General features: G+C 34.9%; 17 protein-coding genes. 9 read left to right on the forward strand and 8 right to left on the reverse strand.

The window, feature by feature from the left end; genetic code table 11:
• Positions 1-106 precede the first annotated feature (106 nt).
• From M2372_RS25085 to M2372_RS25095, 3 genes are all read left to right on the forward strand, one after another.
• On the forward strand, positions 107-1,144 hold the full coding sequence (locus M2372_RS25085; protein ID WP_115971454.1) for a PLP-dependent cysteine synthase family protein: 1,038 nt from the start codon (positions 107-109) through the stop codon (positions 1,142-1,144).
• An 83-nt stretch (positions 1,145-1,227) separates the two neighbouring features.
• A complete protein-coding gene (locus M2372_RS25090) occupies positions 1,228-2,499 on the forward strand; it encodes a pyridoxal phosphate-dependent aminotransferase family protein (protein ID WP_185018773.1) in 1,272 nt (423 codons plus the stop codon).
• 76 nt (positions 2,500-2,575) lie between these two features.
• Positions 2,576-3,460 carry a DMT family transporter gene (locus M2372_RS25095; protein WP_228455676.1) on the forward strand — a complete coding sequence of 295 codons (885 nt, stop codon included), beginning with the start codon at positions 2,576-2,578 and terminating at the stop codon, positions 3,458-3,460.
• Between the two features lie 84 nt (positions 3,461-3,544).
• On the opposite strand, the gene M2372_RS25100 is transcribed toward M2372_RS25095, so the two are convergent.
• The 6 genes from M2372_RS25100 to M2372_RS25125 form a co-directional block, all read right to left on the reverse strand.
• Complete coding sequence (locus M2372_RS25100; RefSeq protein WP_185018761.1) at positions 3,545-4,030, reverse strand: SgcJ/EcaC family oxidoreductase; 486 nt, start codon at positions 4,028-4,030, stop codon at positions 3,545-3,547.
• Positions 4,031-4,040: 10 nt separating this feature from the next.
• Positions 4,041-4,691 carry an NADPH-dependent F420 reductase gene (locus M2372_RS25105; protein ID WP_123319042.1) on the reverse strand — a complete coding sequence of 217 codons (651 nt, stop codon included), beginning with the start codon at positions 4,689-4,691 and terminating at the stop codon, positions 4,041-4,043.
• Between the two features lie 138 nt (positions 4,692-4,829).
• Positions 4,830-5,417 carry a Crp/Fnr family transcriptional regulator gene (locus M2372_RS25110; protein ID WP_123319041.1) on the reverse strand — a complete coding sequence of 196 codons (588 nt, stop codon included), beginning with the start codon at positions 5,415-5,417 and terminating at the stop codon, positions 4,830-4,832.
• Positions 5,418-5,566: 149 nt separating this feature from the next.
• Positions 5,567-7,255 carry a tetratricopeptide repeat protein gene (locus tag M2372_RS25115; protein ID WP_123319040.1) on the reverse strand — a complete coding sequence of 563 codons (1,689 nt, stop codon included), beginning with the start codon at positions 7,253-7,255 and terminating at the stop codon, positions 5,567-5,569.
• Between the two features lie 17 nt (positions 7,256-7,272).
• Complete coding sequence (locus M2372_RS25120) at positions 7,273-8,832, reverse strand: hypothetical protein (protein ID WP_228455675.1); 1,560 nt, start codon at positions 8,830-8,832, stop codon at positions 7,273-7,275.
• Between the two features lie 54 nt (positions 8,833-8,886).
• Positions 8,887-9,348: a hypothetical protein gene (locus M2372_RS25125; protein WP_123319038.1), complete on the reverse strand. Its 462-nt coding sequence runs from the start codon at positions 9,346-9,348 to the stop codon at positions 8,887-8,889.
• A 184-nt stretch (positions 9,349-9,532) separates the two neighbouring features.
• On the opposite strand from M2372_RS25125, the gene M2372_RS25130 reads away from it, so the two are divergent.
• The 4 genes from M2372_RS25130 (at position 9,533) to M2372_RS25145 (ending at position 13,575) form a co-directional block, all read left to right on the forward strand.
• Complete coding sequence (locus tag M2372_RS25130; protein ID WP_123319037.1) at positions 9,533-11,572, forward strand: sensor histidine kinase; 2,040 nt, start codon at positions 9,533-9,535, stop codon at positions 11,570-11,572.
• Between the two features lie 3 nt (positions 11,573-11,575).
• Positions 11,576-12,313: a LytTR family DNA-binding domain-containing protein gene (locus M2372_RS25135; RefSeq protein WP_123319036.1), complete on the forward strand. Its 738-nt coding sequence runs from the start codon at positions 11,576-11,578 to the stop codon at positions 12,311-12,313.
• A 120-nt stretch (positions 12,314-12,433) separates the two neighbouring features.
• The gene (locus tag M2372_RS25140; RefSeq protein ID WP_123319035.1) at positions 12,434-12,763 is read left to right on the forward strand and encodes a DUF4870 domain-containing protein; all 330 of its coding nucleotides are present in this window, start codon (positions 12,434-12,436) and stop codon (positions 12,761-12,763) included.
• A gap of 71 nt (positions 12,764-12,834) precedes the next feature.
• Complete coding sequence (locus tag M2372_RS25145) at positions 12,835-13,575, forward strand: hypothetical protein (protein ID WP_123319034.1); 741 nt, start codon at positions 12,835-12,837, stop codon at positions 13,573-13,575.
• Positions 13,576-13,625: 50 nt separating this feature from the next.
• Here M2372_RS25145 and M2372_RS25150 read toward each other — a convergent pair whose 3' ends face one another.
• Both M2372_RS25150 and M2372_RS25155 read right to left on the reverse strand, forming a co-directional pair.
• Positions 13,626-14,306 carry an MBL fold metallo-hydrolase gene (locus M2372_RS25150; protein WP_123319033.1) on the reverse strand — a complete coding sequence of 227 codons (681 nt, stop codon included), beginning with the start codon at positions 14,304-14,306 and terminating at the stop codon, positions 13,626-13,628.
• Between the two features lie 54 nt (positions 14,307-14,360).
• The gene (locus tag M2372_RS25155; RefSeq protein WP_123319032.1) at positions 14,361-14,948 is read right to left on the reverse strand and encodes a Crp/Fnr family transcriptional regulator; all 588 of its coding nucleotides are present in this window, start codon (positions 14,946-14,948) and stop codon (positions 14,361-14,363) included.
• A gap of 602 nt (positions 14,949-15,550) precedes the next feature.
• On the opposite strand from M2372_RS25155, the gene M2372_RS25160 reads away from it, so the two are divergent.
• Together M2372_RS25160 and M2372_RS25165 are read left to right on the forward strand one after the other, a co-directional pair.
• Positions 15,551-16,042, forward strand: coding sequence for a hypothetical protein (locus M2372_RS25160; RefSeq protein ID WP_148060745.1), 492 nt, complete (start codon positions 15,551-15,553; stop codon positions 16,040-16,042).
• 112 nt (positions 16,043-16,154) lie between these two features.
• Positions 16,155-18,350 carry a radical SAM protein gene (locus tag M2372_RS25165; protein WP_123319030.1) on the forward strand — a complete coding sequence of 732 codons (2,196 nt, stop codon included), beginning with the start codon at positions 16,155-16,157 and terminating at the stop codon, positions 18,348-18,350.
• The last annotated feature ends 26 nt before the right edge of the window (positions 18,351-18,376 follow it).

Below are 18,376 nucleotides of genomic sequence, written 5' to 3' on the forward strand. Positions count from 1 at the left end.
GAAAATAATTTTTTACGTAACGATGCCCTAGAAATCAAACAAAAGTTTAGTAATTATTTATTTTTTTGTATTTTTGCAGTCAGATTTTTATTGAAAATAACAAATAATGAGTAATGTTTACGATAATATTCTTGGCCTAATAGGACACACTCCTATGGTGAAGCTAAATACTGTTACAAAAGATATTCCAGCAACCGTTTATGCCAAGTTAGAATCATATAATCCTGGACATTCCACCAAAGACCGAATCGCACTTCATATTATTGAGAACGCAGAGGAAAGAGGCTTATTGAAAGAAGATTCCGTAGTTGTAGAAACTACATCAGGAAACACTGGGTTTTCTATTGCAATGGTATGTATCATCAAGGGATATAAATGTATTCTCGCTGTAAGCGACAAAACAAAACCTGAGAAAATTGCTTATCTAAAAGCATTAGGAGCTACTGTATATATATGTCCTGCCAATGTACCTGCGGATGATCCAAGATCTTATTATGAAGTAGCGAAAAGAATTGCTTTGGAAACTCCCAATTCTATTTACATCAATCAGTACTTTAATGAACTGAATATTGATGCCCATTACCAGACCACAGGTCCTGAAATCTGGGAACAGACAGAAGGTAAGATCACTCACCTTTTTGCCTGTACCGGAACAGGAGGTACTTTATCTGGTTCAGCAAAGTTTTTGAAGGAGAAAAACCCGGATATTAAAATTATTGGGGTGGATGCAGATGGTTCTATATTAAAAAGCTATCACGAGACAGGTGAGATTCACAAGGAAGATGTACACCCTTATCAGATTGAGGGAATGGGGAAAAATTTGATTCCTTCTGCTCTTCTTTTCGATAAGGTAGATGAGTTTGTAAGGGTAAATGATGAAATGGCCGCGTACAGAACCCGTGAAATCGCTTTGAAGGAAGCTATCATGGGAGGTTATACTACAGGAGCTGTGACTCAGGGACTGATGCAATATGCAAATTCCCACGAATTAACCGAAAATGATATGGTTGTTTTAATCTATCCTGACCACGGTTCAAGATACATCACTAAAGTATACAGTGATAAGTGGATGGCCGAACAGGGATTTGTTAACAACTGTGTCCACAATTACGACGAAGTCTTCAAGACCGAGTTTATTAAATAGGAACAAATAAAATCACGATACAAATAAAGCCTTTTGCGTGTTCTACAAGAAAGGCTTTTTTACTTAAAAATTACGATACAATGTTGGATATTTTTGAAAGAATAAAAGAAAATCCAGGACCTCTTGGACAATTTGCAGATTATGGAGAAGGATATTTCATTTTCCCAAGATTAGAGGGACCTATCGGCCCAAGAATGCAATTTCAGGGTAGAGAAGTAATTTTCTGGAGTGCCAATGATTATTTAGGGTTATGTAATCATCCTGAGGTAATTGAAGCAGATGCCAAGGCGGCTGCAGAATACGGAATGTTCTATCCAATGGGAGCAAGGGCGATGTCTGGAGAAACAGATCAGCACCTTCAGTTGGAAAGAGAATTGGCAGACTTCGTACAAAAAGAATCAGCATATTTATTGAATTTCGGTTACCAGGGAATGGTTTCTACCATTGATGCTTTGGTAAGCAGAAATGACGTTATTGTTTATGATATGGATTCTCATGCCTGCATCGTGGATGGAGTAAGACTTCATGCTGGTAAAAGATTTACTTACAAGCACAACGATATGGCGAGTCTTGAGAAAAACCTTCAGAGAGCTACCAAAGTAGCAGAAGAAACAGGAGGAGGAATCCTTGTGATTACGGAAGGAGTTTTCGGAATGAGAGGTCAGCAGGGAAAAATTAAAGAGATCTGCGAACTTAAATCAAAATACCAGTTCAGACTTTTAGTAGATGATGCACACGGTTTCGGAACACTAGGTAAAACAGGTGCCGGAGTTGGTGAAGAGCAGGATTGTAACGATCAGATTGACGTATATTTCTCTACTTTTGCAAAATCAATGGCTGGTTTCGGAGCATTCCTTGCGGGAGACAAAGACATTATCAGATACCTGAAATTTAACCTGAGATCACAAATCTTCGCAAAATCACTTACGATGCCAATGGTAATCGGAGGATTGAAAAGATTAGAGCTGTTGAGATCAAGACCTGAGATCAAAGCTAAACTTTGGGAAAATGTAGAAAAACTGCAGAGCGGATTAAAAGAAAGAGGATTCAACATTGGTGATACCAATACTTGTGTTACTCCGGTAATGATGCAGGGAACTCCTGTTGAAGCTACTCTATTGGTAAAAGATCTTAGAGAGAATTACGGGATCTTTACATCAGTTGTGGTCTATCCGGTAATTCCTAAGGGAATGATTCTTTTAAGACTGATTCCTACCGCTTCTCATACGGATTCAGAAATTAATGAAACTCTGGCCGCGTTTGAAGGGATTCACGATAAACTAGTAAGTGGTTACTATAAAGAGCAGGAACAACTATTACTGCAGGAACAGGGATTAAGTTTTAAACCGATCTAATTCTTTAACAAAATATAAAAAACCACTGATCTACTTGATTCAGTGGTTTTTTGTTTTAAAAACTATAACTAATACAATGCAAATAAAACTTAGGGGTTATTTATTGGGTGTTTTGTCGGCGGTTTCATATGGATTGATTCCGATTTTTATCCTGCCGATCAAGCAGGTTCATTTTCCAATGGACATTACTCTGTTTTACAGATTTTTCTTTTCAGCTTTAATGGTGGGAGGATATCTCATTTATTCCAAACAAAATTTCAGAATCAATAAAAAGGAAGCTTTGATATTAGCTATTCTGGGAATATGCTATGCCCTTTCCTCCGAATTTCTGTTTATAGGATATGATTTTCTGACCCCGGGAATTGCCTCTACGGTTCTGTTCATCTATCCGGTGATTGTAGCGCTGATTATGTTTTTCTTTTATAAAGAGAAACTCACCAAGCTGTCTATCGTTTCATTGTTTCTTGCTTTTGCGGGAGTGATTATTTTATGCATGAAAGGAACAGGTTTTGAGATTAATTTTGCAGGATTGGGAATTGTTATGCTCAGTTCATTGTTTTATGCGCTTTATATGGTAATTGTCAACAAATCCCAACTGAAAGTTTCCGGGTTTAAGCTTACCTTCTACTCCATGCTTTTTACGTCTTTGTTTTTTATGAGCAAGTCTGTTATAGGACATGAATCATTTGCTATTCCTTCAATGACTATCTTTATTAACTTTCTTATTTTTGCTTTCCTTACTACAGTTATTTCCAGTTTATGTCTGGTATATGCCATTAAGAGCATTGGTTCTACCCCGGTTGCTATTTTAGGAGCACTGGAGCCGGTAGTCGCTGTAATGGTAAGTGTATTTATGTTTAATGAAAGGTTTACCACCAACTTATTGATAGGAATTACGCTGATCCTTTTGGGTGTTATCTTAAATGTTATTTCAGATACGAAGAAAGTAAGCCATATCTGAAAATCCAGATTTTAAATATTTTTATATAGTATAAATGCCGGACTGTTGAGTCCGGCATTTACTATTTTATAATAAAAAGGTCAGTTACTGCTGCTTATTAAACATATATCTGGCTATCTTCCATTTTGCATCTTCTTTCTGCAATATAAACAATTCCCGGTTTTCCTCCGGTGTTGTTTTATGATCTGCATGCAGTATTTGAGTGCCTCTTGAGACTGTATGGGCAATAGCATAGTTTTCATTAATCATTGTAATCTCTTCAATCTCAAACTTCACATCCAGTGTAAGGGTTTTGAATACAAAATCATATGCTTCTTCGAGCTGTTTCTGACCTTTTGCTGTAGGCCCTCCCTGTGGCATAAAAATTCCATTCTCTGTATACAAAGGAAGAATATGGGGAGTGGATGACTCATTAAGCGCATTCTGATATGCATATAGTACTGTTTCTATATCTTTTTTTATCATTGTTTCCATCGTCTTATTCTCGTTAGGTGTATTATTTTTTTCCTGCTTTCCCGAACAGGATACTAGTATCACAAAGGCCTGAATCAAAATTAGAATATTTTTCATCAGTTTTATTTTAAAGTTTTGATTTTGCTTCTGTAAGGCTAACTGTTTTTCCCAATGCTCCGAATTCATGTAGATCTCCAAAAACTTCTATACGGATCGACTGATCAATTCCTCCTACTCTTAAAGGATCAAATCCTGCCTTCTTAATAACATCTTCTACCTCATTATTCACTTCCATATCATCTGACGCATAAAATAATACAGATTTTTCAGGGGTTCCGTTTGAAGCTCCTACAAGACTTTGTGCACCCAGAGTTCCAAAGGCTTTCACCAGTTTCGCACCTTTGGGAAGAATAGCTCTATTTAGCTCTCCAGCTGACTCTCTTTCTCCAATTATTTTTTTGAATCCGCCATTACCATCCGGAGCAATAGGGTTAGATACATCAATAATGATTTTATTTTTCAAAATATCCCCATAATCATTAAAAAAATCCTTAAAAGCGCCAAACCATATTGCAGGAATAATAAGGTCCGCGGCATTTACTGCATCTTTAATGCTCATGCTTTGGGCAATTCCTCCGGACTGTTCAACAAAACTATTTACCTCATCACTATTTCTTGAAGCAACAATTACTTCATGATTGTTTTTTATCAGATCATTAGCAATTGCTTTTCCGATATTTCCTAAGCCAATTACAGCTACTTTTTTTAATGTTTCCATTTCTTTTAATTTTAGTATTTGTTTAAGTCAAAATTACATGGAAGAGGTATTAAAAAACAGCAAACTAGTTTAAGAAATCATCTTGATATTTGGTAAGATAAATTCTTAAACTAGTTTAATTATAAGAAAGAAAAGAAATTAATTCTTTATTCTTTTTTGTCTTATTTTACTAAGGAATTGTGGAGTTATTCCCAGATAAGAAGCAATCTCTACATTGGAAATGCGATTGGCCAATTGAGGATATTGTTTGAGGAAAAACTCATACTTCTCTTCTCCTGTTGCGCTTATATTCTGCAATACTCTGTTCTGAAGCTCAATAAATTTATTTTCAATAATTACTCTGAAGTTTCTGTCAAATTTCGGATAATAGGTATAAAGATACCAAAGATCATTTTTTTCAATCTGCAGTACAATGGCATTTTCTAAAGCAACAATATATAATTTACTGGGGATTTTATGATGAAAGCTATCTATATCTACAATCCATTCATTTTCTGACGCAAATTGAAGATTATGCTCTTCCCCATTATTATCTATACTATACATTTTGAAACATCCGGAAACTACAAATGTATAATACTGGCATACTTCATTTTCCTGCAGAATAAACTGCTTCCGTCTGATCCTCCTTTCTGTGATACGTTGATCCAATACTTTAACTTCTTCTTTTGAAAGAGGAATGAAGTTTTTAAAATAGGTTATAAGCGAAGCTGTTTCTTTTGACATTATGTGAATACAGTATGTTTTGGTTTGAGTTTTAAATTTTCAATGAATACTATGAAAATTTAATAAAACAATATATCAAAAAAAACTGAATACTTATAAACATGGACTGAACCCCTAACATCTTTTCTACTTTTATTTCAAATTATTTCTCACTTTCCAAACATCTTTTTGAAAAAACCTCCGGAACTATTCCGTTTATTTTCTGCTTCGGCTGTTTTGAGATTATCTTCTGCTATGGGTGAATGGTTGTACTGTAAAGACAGTTTCAGATTTTCTGCTGCATCAGCATATTGGCCAAGGTCCAATTGTGCTGTTCCTATATGTTCATAAACTTCTGCAATAATATCCTTAGTTACTCCTTCCTGTTGTGGTAAAACCTGAAGAGCCAGTAAAGCATACTCTACCGTTTTTTCATTTTCCTGTAAGTGATATCCGCAATGAACAGCCCAGTAATAACACCAGAAGTCTTCATTTCCTAATGCAATACTCTGTTCAAAACTTTCAAATGCTGCTGTTTCATCCTGTAGTTTTGCAACCTGAATGTATCCCATATTATATAAAGCCACCTGTAAAGATCTTTTCTTATTTTGTTCTGACGCAAAATGGATAGCATACTGAAGACATTCCAGTGCTTTTCCATAATTTTCTTCCTCTAAAAAAATATTGGAACGGCTGATTAATATACTTGGATTATCCGGCATTTCTTCCAAAATGCTGTCAGCCTCCTGAGATGCAGTATTTACATTTGGTTTTATACCTGTCTGTTCTTCAATTTTAGCTTTATAAATATAAAAATTGGTAAAGCATCTTACAATTTCCGGATGGGTTAATAAGGAATCTGTAGCATCTAAAGAATAGTAGCTTTCCATGCCGGCATTAAGCCATTCCGTTGCAGACTCGTAATCCTTCAGTTCCATATAGCTACTGCAAACCTGATCTGTGATAGTAAAATAGGTTATGGAATCCATTCCATCTATAAAATCCTCCATCAGCTTTTCTCCATCTGCCACAGCTTCTTCGACGTTTCCTGCTTCTAAGTGGGCATTAAATCTGTTTTGAAGAATGTATATGAAATAACTGAATCTCATCCCTTCTGTTGTCACAGTAATGGCTTCGTCATATTTTTCCTGGTTGGTAAGCTCTATCGCCAGATTATTACAGCACATCGCAAAGGTGTGAGGATCTTCATTGTATGGATCTCCGTTTCTTTCCACCAGCGTTTTATGATAAAGACGGTAAGCTATGGCATAACAATCTCTTTTCAATTGGGTAAGCCTCTCCTTTTCAAACTCAGACATCTGAGGATATTGATTGAGCATTCTATTAATTTCAACACCGGCATTATAGGCTTCCATTGCTTCGGTAGTCTCAGGATTCACATCCAATAACAGAAAATCAGGATTAGGGTTCTCCTTATTTTTAATAGTAAATAATCTAACCTGTAAAGTTGGTGATGGAACTAATGATATTGCTTTTTCATAATAAGGAACCGCTTCTTCCCATTGGTTCATCCAATAGAAGGCAGATCCAGCATGACGATGACACCATGGATGATTAGGACTGATACTGATTCCCTGTTTACTCCATACTATACATTGAAGAAGAGCTTTTTCACGATCATTGGTAAAAATATCATGATGATCCAGAGCAATTAATCCCAATATCGAACAAAGATCGGAGTCCGGGGAAGTTTCATTTAAAGAATTTGCCCAAAGATAAATTTCTTTAAGCTCCTCCCTGTCATCCGGAAGAGCATGTCCTTTGATCCAGTTTTTTGCCGCTACAGCATAGTTTTGTTGGCGGAATGCTTCAATGGCTTCTTGATGTAATGTATTCACAGTATTTGTCTTTAGATTTATATATTCTTTTCTTCCAGATATTCTTCATTTATTGCTGTAAATGCCTTTCCTACTTTAGGATACCATTCTGTTGATTCTCTAAACAGTTCCCAATCGTAAAGAAATACTTTAAATACTTCTCCGTTACCTGAATAACTGTCATTGGCAAGTCCTTCCTGGCTTGAAGCATAAAAAAGATTACATTTTTGAGGTCTATCAAGTTCATCTGGCCTGAAGCAGTAGGTTCTCATATCAAAAGTCTCTGCTTCCCTCTCCTTTCCTATATCAATACTTCCTGCCAATCCTCTTTCGCCATGCCTGCGCATCAGGAAACAATATCCGCCATACCAGAAATTATTTTTATCCGCATCTTTATAATCGTTATATTTTTCCTGTACTATTGGCAGGTTTAGAAAACTGATAATTTCTATAGGTTTAACGGTTTCCAGAAATTTATTATAGAAGTAAGCACCGCGTTCAGCTCTTGTAAGAAGATCATTCCAGAGAATATTCAATGAAGTGATATAATGCAAAGTTGTTCCTTGTTGAAAAACATTTATAAAAGAAGATTCTCCGTTTTCACGATACACTGCAGAAAGTACTTCTCCTTTATTTTCATTCTCTACAACACAGATAAAAAATACAAAACCTGATGAATGGGTAAACATGGCATGAGCCTGCCCTTCCTCTGTATCAGGGTGAAGCTGTACTTCGTAATCTTCGAAAGTATAATACTGATATTCTTCTTTATGTAACTTTACAATATTCATCAGCTTATGAAAGTTATCTAGCTGTAAAATAAAAGATGAAAAGCCATTAAACACTGTATTTTCAAAACACTTTGGAATAGAAGAAAGTTCAGTGTTCTTTTGTTCTTCTTTTGAAATAACATGAATATCTTTCTTTATAATAGAATCGTTTTTTTCCAACATTTTGATAGCCTCAGAACGGGAAAGCCAGGCATTCCAGGTAAAAAGATCGTCTTCCTCTACTTCATCTTCTGTATATAGTATTTCTTCAGAAAAAACAGCTTCTGGAAATGTGCGGTCGAAAATTCCATCTTCTTCCTCTTCATCACAAAGAAAAAATTCAGCTGTTACCCGTTCTTTTTTATAATCATAGTGATAACCTTCCGTTGCTACAAAGACTCTGGTTTTTGTTTCTCCTTTTACAATAAGATCTCCATGGTTATAATTACCCCAGAAACATTCTTTTATATTCAGATTTCCTGTAATATATAATTCCTGTCCGCCAATAATCATATTATCTGCGTCAAGATTTCCCAATACACACAGGCAAATAGAACCGTCTGATTCGTTATTATAGATATTTTCTGCTTTAAAATTTCCATCAATAAGCACAGCCATACAGGCTTCCTGATTGATGTCAGTTAAATTTTCTATGGCATTAAAAATAGTAAAAGGATCATCCAGGTTTAAATTCTCTACTTCAAAAGTATCTTCAACATAAATCACCCAATTTTCATCAAATTCACCATCATGTTTTTCATTACGCCAATACAGCCAACTGTCTTTAGGAAATTTATACTTGATATCTTTAAACTGTACATACCTCATTTCAGAAATTTTAATGCATTACATATATTGTATTTTTTTCATTATTTGTGAGTCTTAATGTTCTATTTTCAATCCATCAATAATAAGGACATTACAGCTTAGATTCATAAACATACCATGATAATCCCCTGTTGTCTGGTCTGTCATCAGGTCCATGACCGCTGATTTAAATTCAATTTTCCGGGCTGGTAATTTTCCGAAGGTATCAGTTATTGTAATCTGCCCATCCAAGCCGCTTTTGTTTTGTACAAATGCCTTTAAAAGTGGAATATCCTGTTTTTCAAAATCCAATGATATATAAAATGCTTTGGTCTCGCCTGATTTATTATTCTCAGGGGTTATTAAAGTTCTATTATAAGATATTGTATAGGACTTAATAACAGAAGCAATCTGGTTTTTTCCATCCTTCACGGATACTTCAATGCTTATTCGTTTTTCATCCGGCTGCTGAGAAAACAGAAACTTAACAGGGAGAAATAAAAGAATAAAAATCAAAAATTTATATATAGTTTTCATGGTTATTACATTATATTCTATGCAAGATTAAATATTCAAACATGCTTTCACCAGCATGAATTGGTATTTGTACATTCTGAATTGGTATTCGGTAAAAAATTGGCTGCAACATGCTTAGTTTGTTCTAAATTTCCTCTTAAAATCAGTATTTTAAATTGGCTGCTATTTTGTCAATCCTTCCACAATGTATAATTTAGCCCAACGTATCAACTACATCGTGAAGAAAAAAAACAATATAACCAACATCTTATTTTGCTTTCTATTTTGCTGGATTTCCATAGGCACTATAAAAGCTCAGAAAGTATCAGCTATAGAACATGAAGCCAGTGAAGGATATTCCAAAAGATTTACTGATTCGTTGGCAAGTCTTACCATTCAGATGGCAGCTCTTCAAACAGCTCAAAAAACAGGAAATAGAGAGGATCAAGCTATTTGCAGTGCTTATCTCGCCCTAAGCCATAAACGTCTTCTCCATCTCAAAGAATTCACGAAATATGCGGAAAGATCTTATGATATTGCCAGCTCCATAAAAAGCAATCGTGCAAAAGCTTTTTCCAATACTGCTATGGGCTACCTTAAATCGTATACTGATGATAAAACACAGGCACTTACTTTCTTCCTGGAAGCCTATGCCTTGTTTAATACAATGCAGAGCTACGACCAATCAGCCAAACTCGGAGCTGACATCTCCTATCTTTTCTCACCAGATTCTCCTGATAAAGTAAAAAAATATGCTGATGAAGGGCTTTCATTTGCAGAAAAATCCGGAAATCCGGAAAGTATTCTCCATGCCCGGCTTGCAGTAGGAAGTTATCTTTCTGACCTTATTGCGGCAGGAGAAAATAACCGTTGGCAGGAAGCAGTTTCTTTTTTTAAGCAAACTATTGATTTTATTGAAAAAAATGAGGCGAAAATAGACAGTAAAAGCAATATCGGAATTGCTTATATTAACCTGGCAGCTTTATATATGAACGGACCGAAACCGATTGATGAAAATTCATTTCTTTCAGCATTGGAAAAAGCTATGCTGATTGGTAAACAATATGGAATAAAAGGAGTTTACCGAAGTTCTATGGGACTGCGTGGGCAGTATTATGTATCAAAAGGAGAATACAGAACTGCAGAAAACCTGTTCAAGGAAGGAATCGCCTATCAGCAGAGTCTTCCCTACAAAGACAATTATCTTTTGGCAGCGTTTTATGAATGCCTGAAAAATATTGCTGCTGAAGAAAAAGACTATAAAGCCTACTTTGAATATGATGCATCTTTCATCAAATATAATAAACTAAAGTATGATGAATCTACTCAACAAATCCTTCAAAATACTGATGCCAAATATGAATCTGAAAAGAAAATAGCTCGCATTAAACAGTTGGAACAGGAAAATAAACTTCAGAAAAAAAATCAATTATTAGGATATGGAATTTCCGCCGTTTTACTGATTGGATTGGTCTTTATGTACCGATCTTACTACTTCCGGCAACGCTATCATCAGAAAAGAGAAGATTTTCTTCAACAGCAACAGACTAATAATGAACTTAAAATGGAGCTTCTTGAAAAGGAAACACTCGAAAACTTAGCAGAGAAGTTATCTCTCGAAAGACGATTGCTACAGTCTCAGATGGATCCTCATTTCATATTCAATGCATTAGGAAATATCCAGGGAATGATCCTCAGAAAAGATACAGATCTTGCAGTGTTGTATCTTGGAAAATTTGCCAAGCTAAGCCGTCGTGTATTGGAACAATCCAGAATGGAAACAGTCACTCTTGAAGAAGAAATACTCACTTTGAAAAATTATATCGAACTCCAGCAGCTTCGCCTGAATCAAAGTTTTGATTTCCAGATACAATGCGATGATTCTGTAGATCAGCAGCTTCCTATTCCGCCTCTTTTAATACAGCCATTTGTTGAAAATGCGATTGAGCATGGTCTTAAACCTTTGGAGGTATTTCAAAAAGGAATATTATTCATTACTTTTGAAGAAAGGCCAGTAGAAAATCTTCTTATCTGTACTATTAAAGACAATGGAATTGGGCTTACCGCTTCCAGAAGGCAGAAAACAGATGATTCCCATCGCTCTCTTTCAACTAAAATTACGGATGAGAGACTGCTTCTTATGCTTAAAGATAATTCACAGGCAAAACTTGAAGTCAGAGAACTTACAATTGACAAAGATGGTCAGCAAGGTTGTATGGTCACATTATCTATTCCAATATTATAAAGTATGTACAAAACAATCATCATAGAAGACGAATATCACCTACGGGAAGCATTGTCTATTATGCTGGAGATGATAGCTCCGGATAAAATACAGATTATTGGTTATGCTGAAAGCGCTGATGAAGCAGCAAAACTGATTGACAGGCTTCAGCCGGATCTTGTCTTCATGGATATTATGCTGAAAAATGGGACCGGTTTTGATGTATTGCAAAAAATTTCTCACCGGAAATTTCATTTGATTTTTACAACTGCTTATCAAGAATATGCTATCCGGGCGTTTAAGTTCAGTGCTTTGGACTATTTACTAAAACCTATTGATACTGAAGAACTCAAAATAGCTATCGACAGAATTTCAGGACTAAAGGAGCGATTCCTTGAAGAACAGCAAATAAGCGAACTCAGTCATAATATGTACAAAACCCCACAAAGAATCATTCTTCCTACTCAGGAGGCAATGCATGTGGTGAAAATCAGCCAGATCATGCATTGTGAAACATCAGGTTCCTACACTACTTTTTACCTGAATGATGGAAAGAAAATTATGATTTCCAAACCTCTTAAAAATTACGAAAGTATTCTGCTTCCCCCTGATTTTTTTCGGGTACATCAATCTCATCTTATTAATACCCAATATATTGTAAGCTATTCCCGGGAAGGTATGATAGAAATGGAAAATGGTGCCAGCATTCCGATATCGCGGGCAAAGAAAGAGGCTTTTTTTAAACTCATGAGAGAAGAATAAAATTGACTGGAAACCATTTTTTGCCAGGACCTACAGAATACCAATTCAAAGCAGCAATAAACCAATCAGCTCTTGACAGGTGAAAACCTCCTTCTTATTTTTGGCCGAAAATATTTTAATATGAACAGTAAAACAATTTCTATTTTAAGCTATGTAACGATTATCGGCTGGATTATCGCTTACGTTAAAAGCAAAGATTTATCCACTAAAAATGACCTGGCCCATTATCATTTGGAACAAGGTTTGGGGTTCTTTCTTCTAACTGTGGTTGTCAATATTATTCTTTCAATTACAGTTTCAATTCTTCCTGTTTTGTCATTTTTAAATTATATTGGATTGATTTTATTAATCTTATGGGTGTTCGGGATTATTAATGCAGCTAATGAACAGAGAAAACCTATTCCTGTGATAGGAAAATTGTTTGAGAATAAATTTGGCTTTCTGGAATAACAAAATTGATCTCCTTATATTGCATCTATCTATTTTCTTTAGAATAAGTAGGTGCAGTATAGTTAAAGTTTATGAAAGAATTACAACAACTCACAAAAGATCAATTATATACCCGGCTCAAAAATCAATCTGAGAATTTTTATTCTACAGTTTCATCAAATCTAGATTTTACTTTTTTTGGAGACCATTCTTCAGATGAGGAAGATCTTTCAGAATTTCTTGAAATGCTGGATGAGGAAACCGCAGAAAAGATAAAAGCAGCATCTTTAGAGGAAAATAATGATGCTCTGCCAAAAATTATCATTGCAGAGCATATGCATTCAGCCTCTCTTGATTTAATAACAGAAGACGGAGAAGGCTATAAAATCATATTATTTGAACAAGACATTACCCTTTCCGAAAATCTTTTTGTTGAGGATTATGTTATACTTATTGTTATTGGAAATATACAGGCAAAAAATATCATTGTCAACGGTTCACTTTATTGTTCAGGAAACCTTTCCTGTAATCTTTTGTTTGGAGCATCGGGTAATGATAATGAAACTTTTAGTAATGGAAATATAACCAGTTCACTTATTGCAGAAAATGGACATTATACCTTTGCAGAAGGCAGTATCCGTTCAAAATATTTAATAAGTCTTCACAATGTAATTGAGGGAAAAGAAGGAAGATTTATTGAAAATATAAGTTTGGATGGTTCTAATGAAGCAGAATTCCTGCATCCTGAAATTATAGATAAAAATGGCTATTTTGATGAAGGGGCTTTTCTTCATTTCATCAATAAAAATACACCCGATGCTGTGTTTAAATAATTTTTTGCATCCGTTTTATAAGAGAAGAAAGGGAGAAAGCCCTGGTGAATCTATTGTAAATTATATTTAGCCACAAACTTCTCAAACTTCTGATCTGTATTTCGCATGACAGGTCCATGACCGAAGCAGATAATGGATGGATTCAGTTTTGCCAACTTCTGGAGTGATTGGATATTGCGCTGCTGATCCGAGGTGAATATATTTGGCGGAAGCCGCAGACCTGTCGCTGTAGTAAGCAGGTTCATATTGGTCGCCACATCTCCGATTATCAGTACACCATCTTGCTCACGGAATAAAGAAATATGACCTGGCGAATGTCCGGGCGTTTCTATTACCCGAAAATTTCCGATCCTATCATTTTCAACGATTGTGCGTTCTACTTTATTTCCCTGACCTGCCCAATACTTTTGTTGAAGCTTTGCTATCCAATGTTCCGGATTTGGATAGTCGTTGGTTACCATCCCCGTTTCAGTCCTCAAAACTTCGTCCGGATGGCAGAGTAAGGGGATCGCAAACTCAGTACATATCTGATCGCTACAACCTTGGTGGTCTGCATGAGCATGGGTAAGTACATGTTGATAAACAGGAATTTTCTGGAGAGCTTTCTTTACACTCGTATACGAACTCCTGATTCCGGAGTCTACCAATATACCTTCAATAATATAGCAGTTGATACTGTTTCGTGGCATCAGTGAAATCTGGAACACTTCGGGAGCAATCTGACGTAGCATAGTCTTTTTATGCAAATCTACATCACCGATCCATACTTGTATAAGGACATTTGTCTATAATATATTGGACTTATGTATTTGTCCTTTCGCCCGCGTAAGCGATCGTTGTGTAATGCCAAGGTATGATGCCAGATCCTGCGTCGTTATGCGCCGGGCAAGTATCGGTTCATCAGACAGAACTTGACTATATTTATCCAAAGCTGACCTATTATTGTAATTCAGCAGATAACGTTCCTTTTGGTTATACTCCTGCTCCATCACCGATTTTATAACTCCGTTCCAGGCAGTCACCTGACCAAGCAGATGCTGATAGTCCGGATAGTTTATTCTATAGATTATACTATCTTCAATAGCCCTGATGCTCCTTCTGGATTTTTCCTGTGTCACAAACTCCTGAAATGAAGTGACAAATTCATTTTCAAACTTGAAACAGGTTATATTTTCTTTTCCATCCTTGTCGGTAGCATATGCTTTTACAGCACCACTAGCGATAAATCCAATATGGCGGCAGGTTTCATCTTCATGAATAAAAAAATCACCCTTTTTTAAGTGGATCGGCTTGAAGAACTTCGCAGAAAAGCTGATTTCCTCTGCTAATAGTGATCCTGTTGAGGATAGGTAATTTTCAAATACATCAGTCATTTTGCTATCTTTTTTCCTTTTATTTTCTTATTAACCGTCTATTGGATTATACACCAAATCCAGCACCCAAAACTAACAATTATTATACATGTAAAAAAATTAATATCTTTCAGCTCTACTTTTTTCTCATGTTTCAGCTCTTTATAATAAACTTATAATTAAAACATTCCTTTTTAATAATACAGAGGCTATTTTTCAAGAAATTTTTTATATTTACTCAACAAATTGATGGCAAATACAATATGAAATTTATTTTGAAGGTCGTTTTTTCTTTGATTACAAGAATACTTTTGTGCATCGTTTTGTTGTTTTCAGACCCATTGTCAATACACTTCAGGATTCTATGTATTGTTATTTTTTGTATTCCCTGGCTAAGATTTTTCATGAATGATACAGATAGGAGAAATATTGATCAATTAACCTCTTATAAGCTTCTGTTCCTCACTACACCTATTCTATATTTTCTTATACTCTGGAAAATTCTTGAATTTTATAATTTTACTTTAATCACTAATTTTCTTTTATTTATTTTACCGGTAATAGGATCTCTTTTTATTAAATCAAAAAATATTTCAGCCAATAATCAGAGTATCTTACAGACTATGAGTTATTATTGTATCCCATTCTTTTTAGCAGTTAATATATCTTTTGATTTTTCAAAACCGTCAACAAAAAAATTTTTAATCATTAACAAAGCTATTTCTACTGAAAACAAATCAGATTCGGATGGCACTTATGAAGTAACTAAACATGAATTAAAAGTGGTTTCAAAAGAAAAAATGAATAGTCCTGCATTTTGGAAAGATCTCTCAACAGCCGAATATACAGATATATATCCAAACATTCCCGGTAAAGAATTCATTACTATTCAAAATAAGAAATATGAAATTTTGGGTAGAAAAAATAAGGTCATAAGATCTGAAAATGGTCTTCAATATTCTCGCTCTTATTATTTAAAAGAATATGTAAAACCAATGGCAATTGATGTAGACCGAAAGATCTATAACAAATTTGGGAAAGGAAATGATCTCAATATTGAAACACATTCCGGATTATTTGGGATTGAATGGACTTATTATCACTGGAAAATGTAATCATAAATAGGCACAGAAATTAGAGAAAAGTATTTTATGCTTTTAGGTGAATAATTAATCAAAACTTTTGCTCTTTTGCATTTAAAACTTATAACTTTGCAAAAAATTTCTGTTGAAAGACTTACTTCTTATTACTCCGCCTTTTACCCAACTTAACACTCCTTATCCAGCTACTGCCTATATTAAAGGATTTTTAAATACTAAAAATATTTCCAGTTATCAGATTGATTTAGGAATAGATGTTATTTTGGAGTTATTTTCAAATGGTGGATTACAAAAAGTTTTCAATAAAGAAATTGATCTTCAGAATATTTCTGAAAATTCCCAGAGAATTTATGCATTAAGAGAAGAATATTTAAAAACCATCGATCAGGTTATTCCTTTTTTACAAGGGAAAACTCCTACACTGGCAAGACAGATCTGCAGCATGAACTTTCTTCCTGAAGCTTCCCGTTTCAACCAGTTGGATGATATGGAATTTGCTTTCGGAAACATGGGATTACAGGATAAAGCAAAACATTTGGCTACCCTATATCTGGAGGATATTTCAGACTATATTGTTGAAAATGTTGATGCTGATTTCGGTTTCAGCAGATATGCCGAACGATTAGGAAAAAGTGCCAATTCTTTTGATGAATTATATTCAAAATTAGCTGATAAAGAAACATTTATCGATGATTTCACCTTAACCATTCTTCGAGAAAAAATAGAAACTGTTCAACCTAAATTGGTGTGCTTTTCTATTCCATTTCCAGGAAATTTATATTCTGCATTCAGAAGTGCACAGTTTATAAAGAAAAATTTTCCACACATTAAAATTGCAATGGGAGGAGGCTTTCCCAACACTGAATTAAGAGAAATCAAAGATCAAAGGGTATTTGAGTTTTTTGATTTTATAACATTAGATGATGGAGAACTTCCTCTTGAACTTCTATGTGAAAATGTCTGCCATCCTCAGCAAAACGAAGAACACCAATACAAAAGAACATTTTTACTTGAAAATCAGGAAGTCGTTTATAAGAATAACACCAAAAGACACGACTACAAACAAGCAGATATTGGAACTCCAGACTATACGGATCTAAGGCTTGATCAATATATTTCAGTCATTGAAATTGCCAATCCCATGCACAGTTTGTGGAGTGACGGAAGATGGAATAAATTAACCATGGCTCACGGATGCTATTGGGGAAAATGTACTTTCTGTGATATCTCTTTAGATTATATTAAGATCTACGAACCTATTTCTGCTAAAATTCTGGTTGACAGAATGGAGGAACTTATTAAAACAACAGGGGAAACCGGATTCCATTTTGTTGATGAAGCCGCACCACCGGCTTTGATGAGAGAGGTTGCTCTTGAAATTTTACGAAGAAACCTTGTAGTTACCTGGTGGACTAATATTCGTTTTGAAAAAAGCTTCACCCGTGATTTATGCTATTTATTAAAGCTTTCAGGTTGTGTTGCTGTTTCTGGTGGATTGGAGGTGGCAAGTGACCGTCTACTAAAATTAATTGATAAAGGAATTTCTGTGGAACAGGTTGCAAAAGTGACAAGAAATTTTACAGAAGCCGGAGTTATGATCCATGCTTATCTGATGTATGGCTACCCAACACAAACCATTCAGGAAACGATTGATTCTATGGAAATGATTCGCCAGTTATTTGAAATGGGAATTCTTCAAAGTGGATTCTGGCATCAGTTTGCAATGACTGCCCATTCACCTGTTGGATTAAACCCTGAAGAGTTTGGAGTGACTCCAATCAAACAGGAAATTTTATTTGCTAATAATGATATTGATTTTACGGACAAGACCGGAATCAATCATGGTAAATTTAGTTCGGGTTTAAAAAAATCCTTATTCAATTATATGCACGGAATTAATTTTGAACTTCCTCTTCAAGAGTGGTTTGATTTTAAAATTCCAAGAACAACAATCCATCCCGATTATATTCACGACAGTTTATTGGAAGAGGAAGATTTTAAATTTAAAGGAAATTCAAAAGTTGTCTTTTTAACCAAAAATGTAATCACTGAGAATCGCATAAAAAATAAAAAGAAATATTCTGGTACATATACACTTCTTACATTCCACTTAAAAACCAATATTGTTAAGGTTGAAATGGAACAGGACAAAGCAGAATGGCTGATGAATATTTTGGAAGAACATTCTATAGACAATCAGAAAAAACCTACAGTTCAGCAACTTAAGACTCAGTTTGAAGAAAATTTTGAAGATTTTGAATTGTTCTGGTTCTCAAAACCTATGCAACAATTGAAGGAAAATGGGGTGATTTTGAGTTTGTAAAATTGTAATGATTTTTCTCGGGGATT

This window comes from Chryseobacterium sp. BIGb0232 (assembly GCF_024810195.1).
In the GTDB taxonomy this organism is placed as follows: domain Bacteria; phylum Bacteroidota; class Bacteroidia; order Flavobacteriales; family Weeksellaceae; genus Chryseobacterium; species Chryseobacterium pennae.